Here is a 17,954-nt window from a genome sequence, read left to right as displayed (position 1 = left end):
CATTCATTATTCAAGCGAAGGTTTCGTCAGCTCCTCGAACGTGAGCTGACGCGCCGTCTCAGTACGGGGAATCAAATCGGACACCGTCATCCCGATCAAGCGGACCGGTTCAGTGATCGCCATCTCGTCGAACAGGCGGCGGGCGAGCCGTTTAATCTCGTCGTGGTCGTGCGTCGGATGGTTCAGTTTGATTTGGTGGCTCCGGGCCTGGAACTCGCTCGTCTTGATTTTAATCGTCACCGTCTGGCAACTGAGTTCGCGTCGGTCGAGTTGATGGAGCACGTCTTCGATTTCCGGGACGACCCGTTCATACACTTCTTCCGGGTCATCGAGGTCGAACGCGAACGTCGTCTCGGAGCCAATCGATTTTTGTTCCCGCGTCGGGACGACGGGACGGTTATCACGACCGGACGCGAGTTCATATAGTTGGCTCCCGCGGTCGAATCCGAAAATGGCCTTCAGTTGTTCAGGTTGCGCACGCTGTAAATCGGCAATCGTATGGTAGCCGTGCTTGAACAGTGTTTGGGCCGTCACTTTACCGACCCCGTGCATCGTCGTGATCGGGAGCGGGGCGAGGAACGACTCGACATCGGCTGCTTCGACGACAGTCAGTCCGTTCGGTTTGTTGAATCCTGAGGCGATCTTGGCCACGAACTTCGACGGGGCGACTCCGGCCGAGGCCGTCAGTCCCGTCCGGCGTTTGATTTCCCCGAGGATATAGCGCGCGATATAAGGGCCGGACGTGCTCATGAGTGTGTTCTCGGTCACATCCAAATAGGCCTCGTCGAGCGAGAGCGGTTCAACGAGCGGCGTGATAGACTTGAAAATCGCCATCACTTGTTGGCTGACGTGCCGATAAACGTGAAAGCGCGGTTTGACGAACGTCGCCTGAGGACAGAGCGCAAACGCACGCCGTGACGACATGGCGCTGTGCACCCCGTATTTTCTCGCCTCATACGAACAGGTGGCGACCACACCACGGCTGTGGGGGGCGCCACCGACGATGACAGGCTTATCACGTAAATCAGGACGGTCCCGCTGTTCGACCGAGGCGTAAAACGCGTCCATATCAACGTGGATAATCAATCGTTCCATGTACATCACCTTTCTATGGCAGCTGCTCCTTTCAGTATACCGAACTTTTGTTCGTTTTTTTACTGTTTTCTCTTTTTCCGTTGTTTTTCTAGACGTTTTTGATTGTGGACTTGATTCGGGAACTGTAAGAGCGAGCCAATCCAATTCTTCCGTTTCAACCACGCATAGACCAAGCCTGTGAAGAGCATGATCATCATCCAGGCGAACACATAACCGAGCGGCCACTTCAGTTCAGGCATCGCTTTGAAGTTCATTCCCCAGATGGCACCGAAGGCGACGACTGGTGTCGTCAATGCCGTGAAGACGGTCAACGCCTTCATAATCTCGTTACCGCGAAAGTTCGACAGCGTCGAGGCGAGGTCGGTTAACGCGATGACATCGGCTTGATAATGTTCGATTAACGTCAAGAGCCGGTCGACCCGGTACGTGGCAAGTCGATAAGCGTTCAACTCGTCCAAGTCGACATCGAGGAACGCCTCACGTCCGGCCATGAGCAACTCACGGTATGGGACAACGGTATCGGACCACCGTTCAATCTCGCTGCGGAGTCCGAAAATCTCATTCATAAATTCGGGAGGGACTTGCCCGCTCATCTCGCGTTGGGTCATCATCAAGCGTTCTTCATACTCATCGATGCCGTGGAAATAATAGTCCATTTTTTCAGAGAGCAGGTCATAGAATGCCTCGATTGGCGAGTCATACTGCTTCGCGGCCACCGTCTCGCAATACAGCTCATCAAACCCGATTGTCCATAAAAAGTCCCGGGTCACGAAATAGTGCCCGATTTTTTGTGGTTCGCGTTCCAACTGTTCATAATCGAGCGTGAGCGATCCGTACATATAATCGCGTTCGACGATGATTTTTGTCACTTTCGCCGTCGTCAATTGTTCGAGCCAATACGTGTACGCTTCCTCATAGTGATTGTCGACATGTACAATTTCTTCTGGTCGTGTATACCAATTCCAATTCATCTTCCATTCCCCCAATATGCTTCTCTCTCAAGTATTCCCGCTTTTCTTAGAAAGTTGGCATCTGACCTGAACTTTCGTTAAGATGTAGGTACTGACAAGAAGAGAGGTGCTTTTTTTGACGACTACTAAAATCGGTCAGCTCAAAGTGGGCGACACGTTGAACCAATATGTGATGATTAAACAATCGTATCGTGGACTCGCCGGCAACGGCAAACCATATTTGACGCTCATCCTATGCGATGAGAGCGGGGAGATTGAGACGAAAGTATGGGACAGTGCCGATACGGACAAATATGCGACGAAAAAGATTGTCCATGCTTCCGGGGAAGTGATGGACTACCGTGGCCGGACCCAGTTGAAGTTGAAACAAATCTCCATCATCGAAGGTGAGACGGACATCGCGCCATACGTGCGCTCGGCCCCAGTGCCGAAGTCAGAACTCGAGACGGGGATTCGCGGCTATATCGAGGCGATGGAGCACGTAGGGATGAAACAACTCGTGACGGCGCTCGTCGACCGGAACGAGGAAGCTTACTTCACGTATCCGGCAGCGGTGCGCCATCACCATGCGGTCTATTCAGGGCTTGCGTTCCACGTCCTGTCGATGCTGAAGCTGGCTGACACGATGTGCGACCTGTATCCGCAATTGAATCGGGACTTGCTCGTTGCAGGCGTCGTGCTCCACGACTTGGCGAAAGTAATCGAGTTGTCGGACGCAATCACACCGGAATATACGCTCGAAGGCAAACTGCTTGGGCACTTGTCGCTTATGGCATCAGAGATTGAAGTCGTGGCACGCGAGCTCGGCACCGACCGTGAAGTCGTGACGTTGCTTCAACACCTCGTCCTCAGCCATCACGGGAAACCGGAGTGGGGGTCGGCGAACGCGCCGCAGCTCCCGGAAGCCGAGATGCTCTTCTTTATCGACAACATCGATGCCCGGATGAACATGTTCGATAAGGCGTTCGAAGGCGTCGAGCCAGGGACGTTCACAGAACGGGTCATGGCGCTCGATAACCGGGCATTTTATAAACCTAAACTGTAAGAAGCACCATAACTTCGGAATAGTTAAAGTTTATGATTCAAATTCAATTGAAGATGATTAGCATTCCTGTTCTATTCTGGTAAGTACTATGAAACGAATTTTTTTCAGTGAATTTCTCACAGGCTTGGTTTGGTTAATAGGAATGAAGCATTTAAGATTGGGGCAAAAATGAATGTCGATTTTTAGAAAAGTGATCGCTTTGCTGCTTATTGTTTTTCTTCTTCAAACATATATAGACTTAACTAAAGAAGATAGTTTCTTACAGAGGAAGTATCACATGTATCCAGCACACGAAATAACTTATTATAGCGAAGAGTATGGAGAGCTAACATTCAAAAGTTATAGTGAGAGAGACGCCTACTTTTGGCAAAACTACGAGCGTGAATTTTATACGCAGACGGGTGGAACGGTCATTATAAAATATGTTTCTATTTTAGGGTTTTATATAGATTTGACCAATGACGAACAGAACAGGAAAACATCAAATCCAAGATAATCATTCTTAGTTGTTAGTTGAATCACTGACCATATGCATGAAAAGAGGCCCCCTGGCGCAAACAAATCGCGGCAGGGGGCCTCTTTTTTACTCAGTTAGTGAGTGACGGTGCCACTCACTTGTTGCTTATTTCTCAGTCGATTCCTCGGCCGGAGCTTCTTCTTCCGCTTTAAGAGCGTCTTTCACAGCATCGAACTGTGTCGATGCTTTCGCATCTTTCACATCGACGTTATATTTCTCGATCAACTCGGCATAAATCTTATTCGCGTCGACAGAAGCGGCTTTTTCAGTCGCCAATGCTTCACGGATGCGATCTTTCTCGTCTTCGAGTTTAAGGTCTTTTTCTTTACGGTCCATGACTTTGATGACGTGGAAGCCGAACTGTGACTGAACCGGCTCAGAAACTTTGCCAACGACGTCTTCTTGGAACGCGTACTCTTCAAATTCAGGGACCATGGCGCCGGCTGAGAAGTAACCGAGGTCGCCACCTTTTTCACCAGAACCTGTGTCTGTCGATTTTTCTTTCGCGATGTCAGCGAAGTCGCCGCCGTCGTTCAATTCTTTAATGATCGCTTGTGCTTCTTCTTCTGTCTCGACAAGGATATGGCTCGCCTTGACTTCGACGTTTTCTTTCGCGAACTGTGCTTCGATATCTTCGTCTGTGACTTCGACGAGTTCTGATTTCGCAGCATCGACGAGCATTTGACCGCGGAGCGCTTCTTTGAACTCGTCCGTATTCGTCATGCCGGCTTGTTGAATCGCTTGCTCAAACTCTTCTTTCGAGTTGAACTGCTCTTCGGTCTTGCTGAACTCTTCGTCGACTTTTTCTTGCTCGACTTTATCGCCGTACTCTTTTTCAAGCAATTCGTTCATCGTTTCTTGGAACGCAAGTTGTGGGACCATGCGGTCGTAGCTCATGTCGGCGATTTCGCCGCGCGTCACTTCGCCGCCTTCAAATGAAACAACTGGAGAGTTGTCAGAAGACCCGCCGCTTGTCGCCGCGTACGTGCCGCCGACACCGATGAGAAGTGCAATCGCTGATGCGCCGACGAGGGCGCCTGTTGAAAACTTCTTATTCTGTTTGTTCGGTTCATTCGTCATTCCGTTTGACATATATTCCACCCCTATAAATCTATAAGTTTCTAAATCCGACTATACCACATTTTGTTAATGATAACAGCTGTTCTCTTACCTGTGTAGTATCATAGCACAGAAACGTGTCGTATAATGATGAAAGAGAATGTGAAATGATGGGGTGGAGAACGTGTCGTTAGAAGAGAAAATCAATCAATTATCGTTTCAAATGGAACTGTTGCTCGGGGCGGTCGATTGGTCGGAGCGGCCCTTTGAACATGAGGTGCTCAAGGCGAATCTGACACGGCAAGACGTCGTTGCGTTTTTCGCGTTGCTTGATGATATCCGAGAACGACAAAACGAGCAAATGCGCTACGGGCTGTCGTCCGTGGAGCCTTTGCTCGTTCATTTCGTCGGGATGCTTCATCCTCATTTAGAGGCCGAGACGATTCTCGCGGCGTGTGTGCGCCAAGGGATGGCGTTAGACGTCACGGAACCGCTGTATCGGCAGGTCAAGCTTCTTTACTGATCTCGTCGTCCTCAGGGCGACGTCCGGCTTCTTCCGTGATCATCTTCGACGTTTCTGCAAAGATGTCCATGAAGTTGTCGCCATACAAGCGGCGAACGATTGCGGTGATGTCCGTCAAGTCCGGGAATTTCCCGTACAATTCTTGGAGCGGGAGCGAGGCGCGGAAGACGCCGTTCTCTTCCGGATCGAACGCATGAATCGTCTCGAGCAAGAGCGCCTCACCTTCAGGCGTCAATTGGACGTACGTATTTCGTTTGTCCGTCTCCTTTTTCGAGAACGTGAGCAAACCGCGGTCTTCTAACTTCTTCGAGAAGTTGAACGCCGTCGATACGTGCATAACCCCATATTTGGCGATCTCTGAGATCGAGGCGCCGCCGAGGGCGTGAGCGATCCATAAAATATGGTGCTCGTTTATGTTCAAGTCGAACGGTTTAATCCAATTTTGCCAGTCTTTCTCGACCGTCTTCCACAGTGCCTTACTAAGTTGAATGATTTTATGACTATAGAGCATGGCCTCAGGGCCAGTGAATTCTTTTTCGTGTTCCATGTCGATCCATCCTTTCCGATACAATGTGACTAAAACGACGGGCGATGACGACAGACCGGTCAGTTGGCCTTTTCCGCTTTCGCTTCGGTCGCATCTGACTGTACGTTCGAAAGCTCGTTTAGGTTTCCTTGGATCCGCTCGATTGAAGGCTGAATGTCTTGTTGATAGCGTTCGACTTCGGCTTTCACTTGATCTGTCAATTCTTTTCCTTGTAACTTACCTGCCGCCGCAACTTGCGACGCATCTTTAGCGACTTTTTGGAATTGTTCTTTCAACGTAGTGATTGTAGACGCTCGGTGTTGATTGGCCGCCGCGTCATTCGCCGTTCCACGGGCGAGTTTTTTCACGGTCACAGCTCCTAGAAACGCTACGACAAAGCCGAAAGCAACCCAATCGCGACGATTGTGATTCGACAATACATTCCCCTCCTCGAGCACACTCATACTAGAATACATTCTTTTCATATTATTTTACCAAAAAAGAGAGATTAAAAACCTATATCTTAAATAAAATTTTTCAGAACATTCAATTTTGACCGAAAAATCATTTTATTTTAAACTGTAGGTAAAGGAAGGTGACCTCCAGTGAATATGCAAAAGCGTTGGGTTGATGACATGTTAGACCTGTATAACGCGGCCAAGCGACTGGGAGATGACCCTTGGGCACAGACAATAATGGAAGCACTCGAGGCGGGATATGAAGCGTCGGAACATAATGAACAGACGCGGAAACAAACTTTGCTTGAAAAGCGACTGATTGAAATAGACGCCCGTCTAAATTTGTTAAGAAAAGAATTCGAACAAGCGGAATCTGTCAAATCGCGGCAACAGTTATACGAGCAGGCGATTAAATTACAAGTCGAGCGTGCCCAAATCGAAGAGGAGCGGAAACGCCATCTCGATTCAATCAACTCGTCATGAGGCGCAAGACAAAAAATGGACCGGTCGCTCAACAGGCGGCGGTCCATTTGTTCGTTACAGGTTTGCTTTGATGCCGGCGGCGATCGCCTGCATGTCGTCAGATGAGTACGCGTCTTGATGCGTTTCCCACTTGGCACCAAACCCGTCCGCCTCGCCGTAGCGCGGCAAGAGGTGGATGTGGAAGTGATAGACGGTCTGTCCGGCAATCGCTTCGGCGTTAGACAACACGTTCATCCCGATCGCACCTGTTTCACGCTGAATCGCGTTCGCGACGGCAGGGACGGCTTGGAAGACGTCACGGGCCACGTCGGCCGGCAATTCATAGATGTTACGGGCATGATGTTTCGGAATGACGAGCGTATGCCCTTTCGTGACTTGAGAGATATCGAGGAACGCGACGACGGCGTCATCCTCGTATACCTTATACGACGGGATGTCGTTGTTGACGATTTTACAAAAGATACAGTTGTCCTCAGTGTGCATGCTGACTCCTCCATTCATGAATGACTAATCCATCTCATCATAACATGGAAATTCGGGCGGAAGAACGATTGTCCGGACAGACGATGCCCCTTACACTGAAACCAATAGCAAGTAGAGAGAGGAAGGGAACGGATGGCGTATGTACGATCGAAGAAACCGTCGCGGCGAAGAAATATCTACCTCGGGCTCCTCGTGACGCTCGGTGTCGGCCTCGCGGTCGGTGTTTTCTATCAATGGGGATATAAACCGGCTGCCGCCAACGACAAGATTCACGTTCGCTTCAAGGACGCCTTGTTGACCGAAGACGTCAGCTTCTTCCAGGAGAATGTCGAATATGAATCAGAACCGCTCACGCGAGCTGAGGCGCTCCGGTTCATGGGGTGGTTGAATGAAGAAAAGTCGATTCGCGGCGAGGCCATCTCGGAAGTGGCGCAGGACCGGTCGGACCGGGCACAAGGCATGGAGACGGATGGATTGTTCCGTCTCGTCGATACGGGCGAAGGGCGGTTCGGCTTTGCGGATTATCGGATTGAGTTGTTGCCAAAGACGTTGCGGACGTCTGCAGACGTTCCGCTGACAAATATTTGGATCGACGGGGTGCAGGAGGGACGGATTGATGAGGCCGGCGAAGCAGTTGAGATTGTTCGCATGCCAGGCCGCTACGACGTCAAAGCCGTCGCCGTCGTCGATGGGGAAACGGTGACCGAGACCGAGGCCGTGACGTTGACGGAAGATGCGCAACTGGCGTTTGGCTTGTTGCCGGACCAGGACGAGACGGTGGCCGGACAATTCGACCTCGAGAGGGCCGAATTGATTGAAATCGAGGTCGAAGCGCAAACCGGTCATTCGATCGAGACGCTTGAGGCGCTCATGAACAAACGGGAACAGACAGTCGTCGACGAGATTGGTGAACCGATGGAACGGGGCGACGTCTGGCGCTATGATGGGATGGAGCTCCGGTTTGTCGACGGCCGGGTCGATCGCATTGATATCGATTTACAGAAGCGGCCCGACGACCTGCTCGCGCTCTTGGGCGAACCGAATGAAAAAGTCGACACGGACCTCGGCCTCGAATGGCTCTACGACCGGACGTTGCTCGAGTCGATTTTCACGTTCTTGCGCTTACAGAGCGAGAAACGGTTCATCGAGCGGGATGAAGCCATCTATCTCATTTTGACATGACAAAAAAAGGGACCCTCGGCGAGGGTCCCTTTTACGTGAGCCGTAGATTAACGTTTACGGTTCATTGATTTCATAACGAACGATACGATCAAGATCAAGATAATCGCACCGAGAAGTGCTGGGATAATCGCGATGCCGCCAACTGCAGGACCGAAGTCTCCGAAGATGAGGCCACCGAGCCAAGCACCGATGATACCAGCAATGATGTTCCCGATGACGCCACCTGGTACATCCTTACCTAAAATAAGACCTGCTAACCAACCGATAATACCCCCGACGATTAAAGTGATAATCCAACCCATAAAAACATTCTCCTTTCTGTTTTGTCCATTGTTCTCACTAACAATTTTATGGAACAATGGAAGTAATGAATAAGTTTTAAAATGCCTTACAGTTCAGATTATTCCCATGTGACAGCTTTTAAAACATATATCACAAAAAAAAGTTGAAAATGAGGGGTGGATTTTTCATGTTGCACGTCGACCATTTGAATGGCGGTTATATAGGTAAACAAGTGTTGCACGATATTTCATTTGATGTAAAAAAAGGTGAGCTCGTCGGGCTGATAGGGCTAAACGGAGCCGGAAAATCGACAACAATCAAACATATTTTAGGATTGCTTGATCCGATTTCAGGATCGGTCGAAGTCGATAGTCAAACACTCAGCTCGTCAGAAAAGAATTATCGTAAGAAAATAAGCTATATACCCGAGACCCCTATTTTGTATGACACGCTGACGTTACGTGAACATTTGACGTTGATCGGAAAAGCGTATGACATTGATGCGGCAGATTTAACGAACCGGACCGAGCGATTGGCACGAGATATGCGGATGGAGAAGCAACTGGACTGGTTCCCGTCCGTCTTTTCGAAAGGAATGCGTCAAAAAGCGATGATTCTCTGTGCGCTCGTGACGAAGTCCCCGCTTCTCATCGTCGATGAACCGTTCGTCGGACTCGATCCACTCGCGATTCGTCAACTATTGCGATTGTTTGACGAGTATAAGGAAGATTGCGCCATCTTAATGTCGACACACATTCTAGAGACGGCCGAGCGCCACTGCGACCGTTTCGTCTTCTTGCACCAAGGGGCGGTCATCGCGACCGGGACGGCCGCGAAACTGCGCGAGACATACGGTCTGCGTCCGGACGCCACGCTCGATGACATCTATGTCGAGGCGATTGAGGCCGAGGAGCGGAAACGATGAACGTATTCAAACAACGATTTGGCGTCTGGGTGGAAGACGTCGTGAAATACAGCCGCTACGTCGCGAACGGTGGCTTGTTATTCACGCTTTATTTCACGCTCATCTACGGGGCGTTCGTGTATAACCAATTTTTGACGGATTTGGACCCGGCTTTTCCGAGTGAATGGATTGTGGCGCTGATTTGGTTGCTCCTTCCGCTCGGCCATCGTCCCCGAACGTTGATTCAAGAAGCGGATCAAGTCTTCCTATTGCCGCGTCTCGGTGAGATTCAAGCGTTCATGACAGGCATCCGCCTGTTCAATGTCGTCTTTGCCGCCGTCCGCGCCATCCTCGTCATGCTTGTCGTGTTGCCGCTGCTCGTCCGGACGCAAGCGCTCACGTCGGTCGAAGTCGGAGCCATCCTCGCCACGAGTGTACTCATTTCAGCCGCGGGTCGTCTCGCCAAGTTGGAGGGGATTAAATACGTCGTCTTGCCGAGCGCACTCGCCAGCGGCTTCCTCGTATTGTTCGGTGTGCCGTTGTTGACGCCAGTGCCCGCACTCGTCCCGTTTGTCCTGCTCCACGTGCGACGGAATCGGCGCATCCCGCTGCTTGACTGGCTCACGCTCGAAGAAAAGAGCAAAGCCCAGTTCAACCGGGTCGTCAGTTGGTTCGTCGATGTGCCGGCGATGCGGGAAGACGTGCGGGAACGGTCGTTCATCGTGAGCCTGCTCGAGCGGTCGGTGTTGAAACGGGCCGATGCCGCCCGATACGTGTACGGGCTCCGGGTCATGCGGTCGAACGATTCGCTCGATCTCGTGTTGCGTCTTTCCGCCGTCGCGCTCGTTGTCATGTGGCTCTCGGGTGGATGGTATGTCGGGTTGGTCGTCCCGCTTTTCGTCGGGTTGACGGCGCTCCAGCTCGTGCCATTATTTAAACGGCTCGACACCGTGTCGATGGCGTCGTGGTTGCCAATCACACGTACCGAGCGGCTTGTCGCCTATAAATGGTGGGCGACGCGGCTATTGTTCGCGCAACTGCTCGCCCTCGGCGTTGCCTCGCTCTTGTTTGGGGCGACGTGGGACGCGCTCGTCGGTCTCGGACTCGCGTACCTGGTCGTCCGATACTACTTGAGTCGATTGACATGAAACAGGGACACCCGCATTGGGTGTCCCTGACTGTTGTCGTTATTTTTTTGGTGACATGACCGATACGCTCGACCCGAGAATTTTCGGGAGACGTGCCGGAGTTTCAGGTTCTGTCTCGACTTCACCGTATGCGGATACACCGTGCTCGGCGATGTCGAGGCCGATTTCTTCTTGTTCTTCCGTGACACGAAGACCGATCGTGACGTCGAGGAGTTTCAAGAAGGCGTAGCTACCGCCACCGGCGATGACCATCGCAATCAAGACGCCGAGTGCTTGCACACCGAGTTGAGTCAAGCCGCCGCCGTAGAAGAGGCCGGCCGAACCGATGCCTGTGATCTCGACCAAGCGAGGCGAGGCGAAGAATCCGAGCGCGAGCGTCCCGATGATTCCCGCGACACCGTGCACCGAGAAGGCGCAGAGCGGATCGTCAATATATTTCGCCATGAGGATGCTCGTACCGTACGTGGCAATCGAAGCGAGGGCACCGATGACGATGGCGGCCCAAGGTTCGACGAAGGCGCAGGCAGCGGTGATGGCGACGAGTGCCCCGAGGACACCGTTGACGATTGTCGGGATGTCGGCCGTTTTCTTGTGAATCATGACGACGGCGAGAGCGCCGAGAGCGCCGGCAGCCGTGGCGAGCATCGTCGTAAGAGCGACGTAACCGAAGAAGCCGTCCGCGACCGACATCGTCGATCCGGCATTGAAACCGAACCAGCAGAGCCAGAGCACGAGTCCACCGACGACCGTCAAGACGTGGTTATGACCGGCGAGTGATTCCGTTTTACGACGTGGTTTTAAGATGATGGTGGCCATAAGGGCAGCCATTCCGCCTTGAAGGTGGACGACAGCCGAACCGGCGAAGTCTTGCATGCCCATTGTCCCGAGAAGTCCACCAGCCCATACAGAGCGGGCGACGATTGGATACAGGATGGCGACGAAGAAGACGCCGAACAAGACGTATGCAGACAGTTTAGCCCGTTCTGCGAACCCGCCCCAGGCGATGGCGAGCGCTACGGCGACGAATGACAACTGGAACAAGAATTTGATGTCGATTGAGACGTTGGCCCAATCGAGGCTCGTGAACGATCCGTTCATGAAGAATCCTTCCGTCCCGAACCAGCGGGTCCCGTCCCCGAATGAGAGGCCGAAGCCGACAGCCCAAAAGGCGAGTGCCGCCACAGAGAGGCTGATGATTTGTTTGACTGCGACGTGCCCGGCGTTTTTAGCCCGGAGCGTCCCCGTCTCGAGCAACCCAAATCCAAGTTGCATCGTCAGGACGAGCAAAGCGGCGATGAGTACGAACAGCGTGTCCATATAATATAAGATGTCTTCCATGTTGCGATTCCTCCTTTTTTTCGATTGGTGATTCAAAAGTTGTTTTCAGTGTAAGACGAAAAATTCGACTTGGATTGCAATTTGTCAGATTATCTGACATAGTTTTTTTGTGAGGGAGGAGGACGAGCGATGGACTATAAGTCGAAGAAAGTAATTGGAATGGGCGTCATTACTGAACTGACGGGACTTTCGGAGCGACAAGTCCGCTATTATGAGTCAAAAGGGCTCGTCTTTCCAGAACGGACAAAAGGCGGTTCACGTAAATATTCTTTCCATGATGTGGAACGATTAATTGATGTGGCCTCGAAGCTTGAAGACGGCTGGCGGATTCAAGACATTAAAGATCGCGAGAAGCGTTTGTCGACGAAACAGCGTGACGATTTGATTCGTGGTCAGCTCAATTCGGCATTCCGCACGTATCCGCCAAAGAAATGACACAAAGAAAACACAATGAAAATGCTTCACATTAGCATTATTCTAATTAATTTCTGTATAATGTTTTTGAGTTCACATACCTATAGAAGAAGAGTGTAGGAGAATTATAGAGGGGAATGACGCGACGTATGAACGATACTATTTTGAAGGCGTTTAAAGGAGAGGCGACAGACTATGTGCCCGTCTGGTACATGCGCCAAGCCGGACGCTACCAACCAGAATATCGTGAGATCAAAAAAACGAGGACATTATTCGAAATCACGCATGATGCCGAATTGTGTGCCTACGTGACAGAGCTCCCGGTAAAACAACTAGGAGTCGACGCGGCCATTCTGTATAAAGATATTATGACGCCACTCCCGTCGATGGGCGTGGATGTGGAAATCAAGAGCGGCATCGGTCCGGTCATTGATAACCCGTACCGGACGATGGAAGACGTGGAACGCTTAAAACCGCTCAACACGGACGACATCTCGTACGTGTTCGAGACGATCCGTTTGCTTCGGGAACGTTTGGAAGTCCCGCTCATCGGGTTCTCGGGTGCACCGTTCACACTCGCGAGTTATATGATTGAAGGCGGCCCATCGAAGAGTTACCATCGGACGAAAGCGCTCATGTACGCTGAGCCGGACGTATGGAACGCACTTATGGAGAAGCTTGGCGACATGGTCATCACGTATGCGACGGCGCAGGCGGAGGCTGGCATCCAAGCGTTCCAGTTGTTCGACTCATGGGTCGGGACGCTTAGCCGCAAAGATTATGTTCGTTATATTAAACCAACGACAGAACGGATCTTCACCGAGTTGCGCAAGCTCGACATTCCGCTCATCATGCACGGTGTTGGAGCGAGCCATCTCGTTGAAGAGTGGCAAGACCAGCCGCTCGACGTCGTCGGACTCGACTGGCGTCTGTCGATTCAAGAAGCGCGCGACCGCGGCATCACGAAAGCGGTCCAAGGTAACCTTGACCCGTCATTCTTGCTGGCTCCGTGGCCGATCATCGAAGCGAAAGTGAAAGAAATCCTCGATGAGGGGATGAAACAACCTGGATACGTCTTCAACTTGGGACATGGGGTGTTCCCGGAAGTCGATCCGTCTGTGCTCGTCAAATTGACAGCATTTATCCATGACTACTCACGTGAAAAAATGGGAGGCAAATCATTATGAAAACCGTCGGATTACTCGTAATGGCTTATGGGACACCGTACAAACCTGAAGATATCGAGCGCTACTATACGCACATTCGTTATGGCCGCAAGCCTTCACCGGAAGCACTCCAAGACTTGACGGAGCGCTATGAGGCCATCGGTGGCGTGTCGCCGCTCGCGAAAATCACAATCGATCAAGCGGAGACGCTCCGTGACATCTTGAACGAGCGCCACGTGGGCGAAATCGACTTCAAGCTCTATATCGGGCTCAAGCACATCGAACCGTTCGTAGAAGACGCGGTCGCGCAAATGGCGAACGACGGCATCAAAGAAGCGGTCTCGGTCGTATTGGCCCCGCACTACTCGTCATACAGCGTCAAGTCGTACAACGGACGGGCGCATGAAGAAGCCGCGAAATACGGCATCGAGATTCGTTCGGTCGAATCGTGGTACGATGAGCCGAAATTCATCAATTGGTGGGCGGAAGCCATCAAAACGACGTTCGCGAACTTGCCGGTGCCGGCTGAGAAGGCTTGCTTGATCGTCTCGGCGCACAGTCTGCCAGAGAAGATTTTGGCAGGTGGCGACCCGTATCCGGATCAATTGAAAGAAACGGCTGACAAAATCGCCCAAGCGGCGGGCGTACCGAACTATGAGGTCGGTTGGCAGTCGGAAGGCAACACGCCTGACCCGTGGATCGGGCCGGATGTCCAAGATTTGACGGCTGAACTTTATGAAAAGCATGGCTATGAAGCGTTCGTTTACACGCCGGTCGGATTTGTCGCGGATCACCTCGAGGTGCTCTTCGATAACGACGTGGAATGTAAAGTCGTCTGTGACCGCCTCGGCGTTCACTACGCGCGTCCTAACATGCCAAACGCGGAGCGGAGCTTCATTGAAGCCATCGCCGATCGCATGGAAAGCGTGATTGTACATCATGCGTAATGTAACGATTGTCGGTGGTGGGATCACAGGTCTCACCGCCGCTTTTTATGCCGAGCGTTATTTACCGAACGACGTCACGATCAAGCTCGTCGAGACGAGCGGACGGTTAGGCGGAAAAATCGATACGTTTGAAACGGGGGAATTTGCGGTCGAACGAGGGCCCGACTCGTACGTGTTCCGCAAGACAGCGATGACGGATTTGATTCATGACGTCGGTCTCGGTGATGAAATCGTCCGAAACGGGGTCGGTCAAGCGTACGTGCTCCATCATGACGGGCTGCATCCGATTCCGAAACAGACGGTCATGGGCATCCCGCTCGACGTCGATGCGTTCAAGGACACGACACTCTTATCGGACGAAGAACATGCCGCACTCCGGGCGATGCTCTTATCGCCACCGGACGTCGAAGCACCGGAAACGGACGTCTCCCTTGGCTTGTACTTGCGTGAACGGGTCGGGGACCCGATCGTCGACCGGCTGATCGAACCGCTTCTTTCCGGGATTTACGCGGGAGACATCGATCAGATGAGCGCCTTGTCGACGTTCCCACAGTTTATCGAAGGCGAGAAGAAACATGGGAACTTGTATGAAGGGATGCGTCACTTGCGCCCTGAACAACGGGTCGCGGAAGTCGGCGCCAAGAAAGTTGGACAGTTCGCTTCACTCAAACGAGGATTGAAGTCGCTCACTGATCGTCTTGCCGAGCGGCTAGAGCGCACCGAAATCATCTTGAACTGTTCGGTCGAACAAGTCGAGGAGATTGAAGGCGGCTATCGCCTGCTGACGAATCGAGGCGATATCGAGTCCGATCACCTCATCTTGACGGTCCCGCCCCGGCTCATCCGTCAGTTCTTACCGAAAGTCGACAGTAATTTTCTCGCGGATATGAAACCGCACGCGACGGCGACGTGTTCGCTCGTATTCAAAGAAGACGATATCGAGCTGCCGTTCGTCGGGACGGGCTTCGTCACGAGCCAGGAGGCGGATGTGACGATTACGGCGTGCACGTTCATCGACCAAAAATGGCCGCATGCTGTGCCGGAAGGGTATCACGTCCTGCGCGTCTTTCTCGGACGTCCGGGCGCCGATGAGATCGTAGATGCGTCCGATGAGGAGATTGTCGCGACGGCGTTACGTGACCTTGGCGGCTTGATGACGATTAAAGCAGCACCGCTCGAGACGGTCGTCAGCCGGCTCCGGGACGGGTTGCCACCTTACGCCGTCTTCCATTCCGACCGGGTCCGCGCGTTGCGCGCCGAGATGGGCCGCGTCTATCCAGGCATCTTGCTCGCAGGCATCGCCTATGACGGAATCGGCATGCCAGACTGCATCAAGAGCGTCCATGAACAAATCAAAGCGCTCGCAGAAGAAGGGTAAAGATTCGTGAAGGGAGGTGTCGGATTATTCCGATGGCCTCTCTTTTTGTTATAGTTATAAGCGAAACAGAAAAAGAGGAGTGGATGTTGATGACAACGTACAAATTGTTCGTATCCGATATGGATGGCACGATCCTGCACAACCACACGAAAATTGCACCCGAGACGGCAGAAATCGTCCGTGCGGCAGAAGCACAAGGGATTCGCTTTGCGATTGCGACGGGACGCAATTACTTCAACGCGAAAGAGATTCTCGACGAAGTGGGCCTCACGTGCCCGATCGTCTCTTCGAACGGCGGTCGCGTGCTGACGGAAACGGGTGAAGTGCTACATGAAATCGATTTGACGACAGAAGAGGCGCTCGAGGTCGTGTCGGTGTTGCATCAAGACCACAAATATTCGGACGTCTTTTATGAAATGTATTCAGAGGCGGGCCTCGTCGCGAGCCGACTCGATTTGATCGATGCGACGATGGAGAACTTGAAGCAGAACGGCGATGAGCGGTCGCTCGAGATGTATGAGTTCTTCCAAAAACGTTATTACGTCAACGAGGACGTCCGTCTCGTCGAAGACATCGAGGATTTCATCAAGAATGAGGCCGGACGCGTCTATAAATTCATCGCCTTTTCGAGTCATTTCGAGAAGATGTCCTCACTATGGACGGAAATCGATGAGCGCGTGGAAGGCGTTTACGTCACGTCTTCAGGCAATGACAATATCGAAGTCATGGCGAACGGGGCCGATAAAGGGCACGGCGTCAAAAAATTGGCTGAGCATTTCGGCGTCGATTTATCGGAAGTCGTCGTCATCGGGGACAACTTGAACGATGTCCCGATGTTTGAGGTGGCCGGTAAAGCGATCGCGATGGGCAATAGTCACGAAGAGTTGATTGCCATTAGCCACCACGTCACAGAGCGTCATGACGAATACGGCGTCGCGAACGCATTGAAGCGCGTCATGAACGGGGAATGGAAGTAAACAAGTTGTAGCGTCGGGCCGCCGTCTCGTATAATACAATTAACGATTATCCTTAGGAGGAACCTACTGTGAAATTTATTTTCAACCCGGATATCCGGGACCCGAAACTCAACTTGGCGGTCGAGGAGTATATCCTCAAACATTTGAACGTCGAGCATGAGGATTATTTCTTGTTCTATATTAACGGCCCGTCGATCATCATCGGCAAGAACCAGAACACATCAGAAGAAGTTAACTTGAAGTATATCGAAGAGAACGGGATTGACGTCGTCCGTCGTTTGTCGGGCGGCGGTGCTGTCTATCATGATGAGGGCAACTTGAACTTCAGTTTCATCACAAAAGATGACGGCAACTCGTTCAACAACTATAAGAAGTTCACGCAACCGATTGTCGACGCCTTGAAGCAACTCGGCGTCGAGGCAGAGTTGACGGGACGTAACGATATCCAAGTCGGCGAACGAAAAATCAGCGGGAACGCCCAGTTCACGACGCGCGGCCGTATGTTCAGCCACGGAACACTCATGTTCAACTCGAACATCGAGGAAGTCGTCAACTCGCTCAACGTCTCGGAAGAGAAGATGCGTTCTAAAGGGATTAAATCGGTCCGTAGCCGTGTCGCTAACATCACAGAGTTCTTAGAGGAAGAGATGGCGATGGAGCACTTTGTCGAGGCGCTGCTTCATTCCATTTATGACGGACAGGAACCAGAACGTTACGTGCTTCGCGATGAGGACTGGGAAATCGTTCAAGATATCTCGAAAGAGCGCTATGCGAACTGGGACTGGAACTTCGGAAAATCGCCGAAGTTTGATGTCGAGTCGAAACGTCGATTCCCGATCGGTACGATCGACGTCCGCTTGAACGTCAACAAGGGTACAATCACGGAAGCGAAAATCTATGGGGACTTCTTCGGTGTCGGGGATATCCATGACGTCGAACAAGCCCTCGTCGGAACGCGGTTCGAACGCGGCGCGATTCGGGAACAATTGTCACAGCTTGACGTCAAACATTACTTCGGCAACGTCGAGCTCGAAGAACTCGTCGATCTCATTAGCTGA

21 protein-coding genes are annotated in these 17,954 nt (G+C 52.0%); 13 read left to right on the top strand and 8 right to left on the bottom strand.

Annotated elements, in window-relative coordinates:
* Positions 1-6 precede the first annotated feature (6 nt).
* Positions 7-1,095 (bottom strand): DNA polymerase IV, encoded by a 1,089-nt coding sequence (gene dinB / locus KNP82_RS11030; RefSeq protein WP_251128724.1) that lies wholly within the window; start codon positions 1,093-1,095, stop codon positions 7-9.
* Between the two features lie 59 nt (positions 1,096-1,154).
* A complete protein-coding gene (locus KNP82_RS11025) occupies positions 1,155-2,066 on the bottom strand; it encodes a magnesium transporter CorA family protein (protein ID WP_214828011.1) in 912 nt (303 codons plus the stop codon).
* 172 nt (positions 2,067-2,238) lie between these two features.
* Between KNP82_RS11025 and KNP82_RS11020 the strand changes: the two genes are divergently transcribed.
* The gene (locus tag KNP82_RS11020) at positions 2,239-3,111 is read left to right on the top strand and encodes an HD domain-containing protein (protein WP_051627804.1); all 873 of its coding nucleotides are present in this window, start codon (positions 2,239-2,241) and stop codon (positions 3,109-3,111) included.
* A 277-nt stretch (positions 3,112-3,388) separates the two neighbouring features.
* Entirely contained in the window at positions 3,389-3,607 is a 219-nt protein-coding gene (locus KNP82_RS11015) for a hypothetical protein (protein WP_214803325.1), read from the top strand.
* 126 nt (positions 3,608-3,733) lie between these two features.
* Here the strand turns inward: KNP82_RS11015 and KNP82_RS11010 are convergent, their stop codons facing one another.
* The gene (locus KNP82_RS11010; protein ID WP_214803328.1) at positions 3,734-4,720 is read right to left on the bottom strand and encodes a peptidylprolyl isomerase; all 987 of its coding nucleotides are present in this window, start codon (positions 4,718-4,720) and stop codon (positions 3,734-3,736) included.
* A gap of 151 nt (positions 4,721-4,871) precedes the next feature.
* On the opposite strand from KNP82_RS11010, the gene KNP82_RS11005 reads away from it, so the two are divergent.
* Positions 4,872-5,210: a DUF1878 family protein gene (locus KNP82_RS11005; RefSeq protein ID WP_236355805.1), complete on the top strand. Its 339-nt coding sequence runs from the start codon at positions 4,872-4,874 to the stop codon at positions 5,208-5,210.
* Here the strand turns inward: KNP82_RS11005 and KNP82_RS11000 are convergent.
* Together KNP82_RS11000 and KNP82_RS10995 are read right to left on the bottom strand one after the other, a co-directional pair.
* Complete coding sequence (locus KNP82_RS11000) at positions 5,194-5,757, bottom strand: HTH-type transcriptional regulator Hpr (RefSeq protein WP_021066715.1); 564 nt, start codon at positions 5,755-5,757, stop codon at positions 5,194-5,196. The two genes, KNP82_RS11005 and KNP82_RS11000, sit on opposite strands and share 17 nt — an antisense overlap.
* A 59-nt stretch (positions 5,758-5,816) precedes the next feature.
* On the bottom strand, positions 5,817-6,173 hold the full coding sequence (locus KNP82_RS10995; RefSeq protein WP_021066714.1) for a hypothetical protein: 357 nt from the start codon (positions 6,171-6,173) through the stop codon (positions 5,817-5,819).
* A gap of 174 nt (positions 6,174-6,347) precedes the next feature.
* On the opposite strand from KNP82_RS10995, the gene KNP82_RS10990 reads away from it, so the two are divergent.
* Positions 6,348-6,677 (top strand): hypothetical protein, encoded by a 330-nt coding sequence (locus KNP82_RS10990; protein WP_235045179.1) that lies wholly within the window; start codon positions 6,348-6,350, stop codon positions 6,675-6,677.
* 54 nt (positions 6,678-6,731) lie between these two features.
* Here the strand turns inward: KNP82_RS10990 and KNP82_RS10985 are convergent, their stop codons facing one another.
* Positions 6,732-7,160, bottom strand: a complete 429-nt coding sequence (locus KNP82_RS10985) for an HIT family protein (protein WP_214803330.1) — start codon at positions 7,158-7,160, stop codon at positions 6,732-6,734.
* A gap of 132 nt (positions 7,161-7,292) precedes the next feature.
* On the opposite strand from KNP82_RS10985, the gene KNP82_RS10980 reads away from it, so the two are divergent.
* Positions 7,293-8,342, top strand: coding sequence for a hypothetical protein (locus KNP82_RS10980; RefSeq protein ID WP_214803333.1), 1,050 nt, complete (start codon positions 7,293-7,295; stop codon positions 8,340-8,342).
* A gap of 47 nt (positions 8,343-8,389) precedes the next feature.
* Here KNP82_RS10980 and KNP82_RS10975 read toward each other — a convergent pair whose 3' ends face one another.
* Positions 8,390-8,644, bottom strand: a complete 255-nt coding sequence (locus tag KNP82_RS10975; protein WP_021066710.1) for a GlsB/YeaQ/YmgE family stress response membrane protein — start codon at positions 8,642-8,644, stop codon at positions 8,390-8,392.
* A gap of 167 nt (positions 8,645-8,811) precedes the next feature.
* Here KNP82_RS10975 and KNP82_RS10970 point away from each other — a divergent pair, with 167 nt between their 5' ends.
* Positions 8,812-9,549 (top strand): ABC transporter ATP-binding protein, encoded by a 738-nt coding sequence (locus KNP82_RS10970; RefSeq protein WP_214828008.1) that lies wholly within the window; start codon positions 8,812-8,814, stop codon positions 9,547-9,549.
* Positions 9,546-10,676, top strand: coding sequence for an ABC transporter permease (locus KNP82_RS10965; protein WP_029595972.1), 1,131 nt, complete (start codon positions 9,546-9,548; stop codon positions 10,674-10,676). Before KNP82_RS10970 ends, KNP82_RS10965 begins: the two co-directional genes overlap by 4 nt.
* A gap of 39 nt (positions 10,677-10,715) precedes the next feature.
* Here the strand turns inward: KNP82_RS10965 and KNP82_RS10960 are convergent, their stop codons facing one another.
* The gene (locus KNP82_RS10960; protein ID WP_035385685.1) at positions 10,716-12,014 is read right to left on the bottom strand and encodes an ammonium transporter; all 1,299 of its coding nucleotides are present in this window, start codon (positions 12,012-12,014) and stop codon (positions 10,716-10,718) included.
* A gap of 129 nt (positions 12,015-12,143) precedes the next feature.
* Between KNP82_RS10960 and KNP82_RS10955 the strand changes: the two genes are divergently transcribed.
* The 6 genes from KNP82_RS10955 (at position 12,144) to lplA (ending at position 17,954) form a co-directional block, all read left to right on the top strand.
* Positions 12,144-12,449 (top strand): MerR family transcriptional regulator, encoded by a 306-nt coding sequence (locus tag KNP82_RS10955; RefSeq protein ID WP_021066706.1) that lies wholly within the window; start codon positions 12,144-12,146, stop codon positions 12,447-12,449.
* Positions 12,450-12,565: 116 nt separating this feature from the next.
* Positions 12,566-13,615: a uroporphyrinogen decarboxylase gene (hemE, locus tag KNP82_RS10950; protein ID WP_021066705.1), complete on the top strand. Its 1,050-nt coding sequence runs from the start codon at positions 12,566-12,568 to the stop codon at positions 13,613-13,615.
* On the top strand, positions 13,612-14,541 hold the full coding sequence (gene hemH / locus KNP82_RS10945; protein ID WP_021066704.1) for a ferrochelatase: 930 nt from the start codon (positions 13,612-13,614) through the stop codon (positions 14,539-14,541). The genes hemE and hemH overlap by 4 nt, the downstream gene beginning before the upstream one ends.
* A complete protein-coding gene (gene hemG, locus KNP82_RS10940) occupies positions 14,534-15,919 on the top strand; it encodes a protoporphyrinogen oxidase (protein WP_029595969.1) in 1,386 nt (461 codons plus the stop codon). The genes hemH and hemG overlap by 8 nt, the downstream gene beginning before the upstream one ends.
* 89 nt (positions 15,920-16,008) lie before the next feature.
* On the top strand, positions 16,009-16,896 hold the full coding sequence (locus tag KNP82_RS10935) for a Cof-type HAD-IIB family hydrolase (RefSeq protein ID WP_242679012.1): 888 nt from the start codon (positions 16,009-16,011) through the stop codon (positions 16,894-16,896).
* Positions 16,897-16,964: 68 nt separating this feature from the next.
* On the top strand, positions 16,965-17,954 hold the full coding sequence (gene lplA / locus KNP82_RS10930) for a lipoate--protein ligase (protein WP_021066701.1): 990 nt from the start codon (positions 16,965-16,967) through the stop codon (positions 17,952-17,954).

Source organism: Exiguobacterium sp. s26, assembly GCF_018618235.1.
Lineage (GTDB): Bacteria > Bacillota > Bacilli > Exiguobacteriales > Exiguobacteriaceae > Exiguobacterium > Exiguobacterium chiriqhucha.
This window is presented reverse-complemented; position numbering and strand designations above follow the sequence as displayed.

Bases quoted from the DNA above. Each gene is read 5' to 3' on its own strand.
- dinB (WP_251128724.1), bottom strand. From the start codon at position 1,095: ATGGAACGATTGATTATCCACGTTGATATGGACGCGTTTTACGCCTCG.
- KNP82_RS11025 (WP_214828011.1), bottom strand. From the start codon at position 2,066: ATGAATTGGAATTGGTATACACGACCAGAAGAAATTGTACATGTCGAC.
- KNP82_RS11020 (WP_051627804.1), top strand. From the start codon at position 2,239: ATGATTAAACAATCGTATCGTGGACTCGCCGGCAACGGCAAACCATAT.
- KNP82_RS11015 (WP_214803325.1), top strand. From the start codon at position 3,389: ATGTATCCAGCACACGAAATAACTTATTATAGCGAAGAGTATGGAGAG.
- KNP82_RS11010 (WP_214803328.1), bottom strand. From the start codon at position 4,720: ATGTCAAACGGAATGACGAATGAACCGAACAAACAGAATAAGAAGTTT.
- KNP82_RS11000 (WP_021066715.1), bottom strand. From the start codon at position 5,757: ATGGAACACGAAAAAGAATTCACTGGCCCTGAGGCCATGCTCTATAGT.
- KNP82_RS10990 (WP_235045179.1), top strand. From the start codon at position 6,348: ATGCAAAAGCGTTGGGTTGATGACATGTTAGACCTGTATAACGCGGCC.
- KNP82_RS10985 (WP_214803330.1), bottom strand. From the start codon at position 7,160: ATGCACACTGAGGACAACTGTATCTTTTGTAAAATCGTCAACAACGAC.
- KNP82_RS10980 (WP_214803333.1), top strand. From the start codon at position 7,293: ATGGCGTATGTACGATCGAAGAAACCGTCGCGGCGAAGAAATATCTAC.
- KNP82_RS10975 (WP_021066710.1), bottom strand. From the start codon at position 8,644: ATGGGTTGGATTATCACTTTAATCGTCGGGGGTATTATCGGTTGGTTA.
- KNP82_RS10970 (WP_214828008.1), top strand. From the start codon at position 8,812: ATGTTGCACGTCGACCATTTGAATGGCGGTTATATAGGTAAACAAGTG.
- KNP82_RS10965 (WP_029595972.1), top strand. From the start codon at position 9,546: ATGAACGTATTCAAACAACGATTTGGCGTCTGGGTGGAAGACGTCGTG.
- KNP82_RS10960 (WP_035385685.1), bottom strand. From the start codon at position 12,014: ATGGAAGACATCTTATATTATATGGACACGCTGTTCGTACTCATCGCC.
- KNP82_RS10955 (WP_021066706.1), top strand. From the start codon at position 12,144: ATGGACTATAAGTCGAAGAAAGTAATTGGAATGGGCGTCATTACTGAA.
- hemE (WP_021066705.1), top strand. From the start codon at position 12,566: ATGACGCGACGTATGAACGATACTATTTTGAAGGCGTTTAAAGGAGAG.
- hemH (WP_021066704.1), top strand. From the start codon at position 13,612: ATGAAAACCGTCGGATTACTCGTAATGGCTTATGGGACACCGTACAAA.
- hemG (WP_029595969.1), top strand. From the start codon at position 14,534: ATGCGTAATGTAACGATTGTCGGTGGTGGGATCACAGGTCTCACCGCC.
- KNP82_RS10935 (WP_242679012.1), top strand. From the start codon at position 16,009: ATGACAACGTACAAATTGTTCGTATCCGATATGGATGGCACGATCCTG.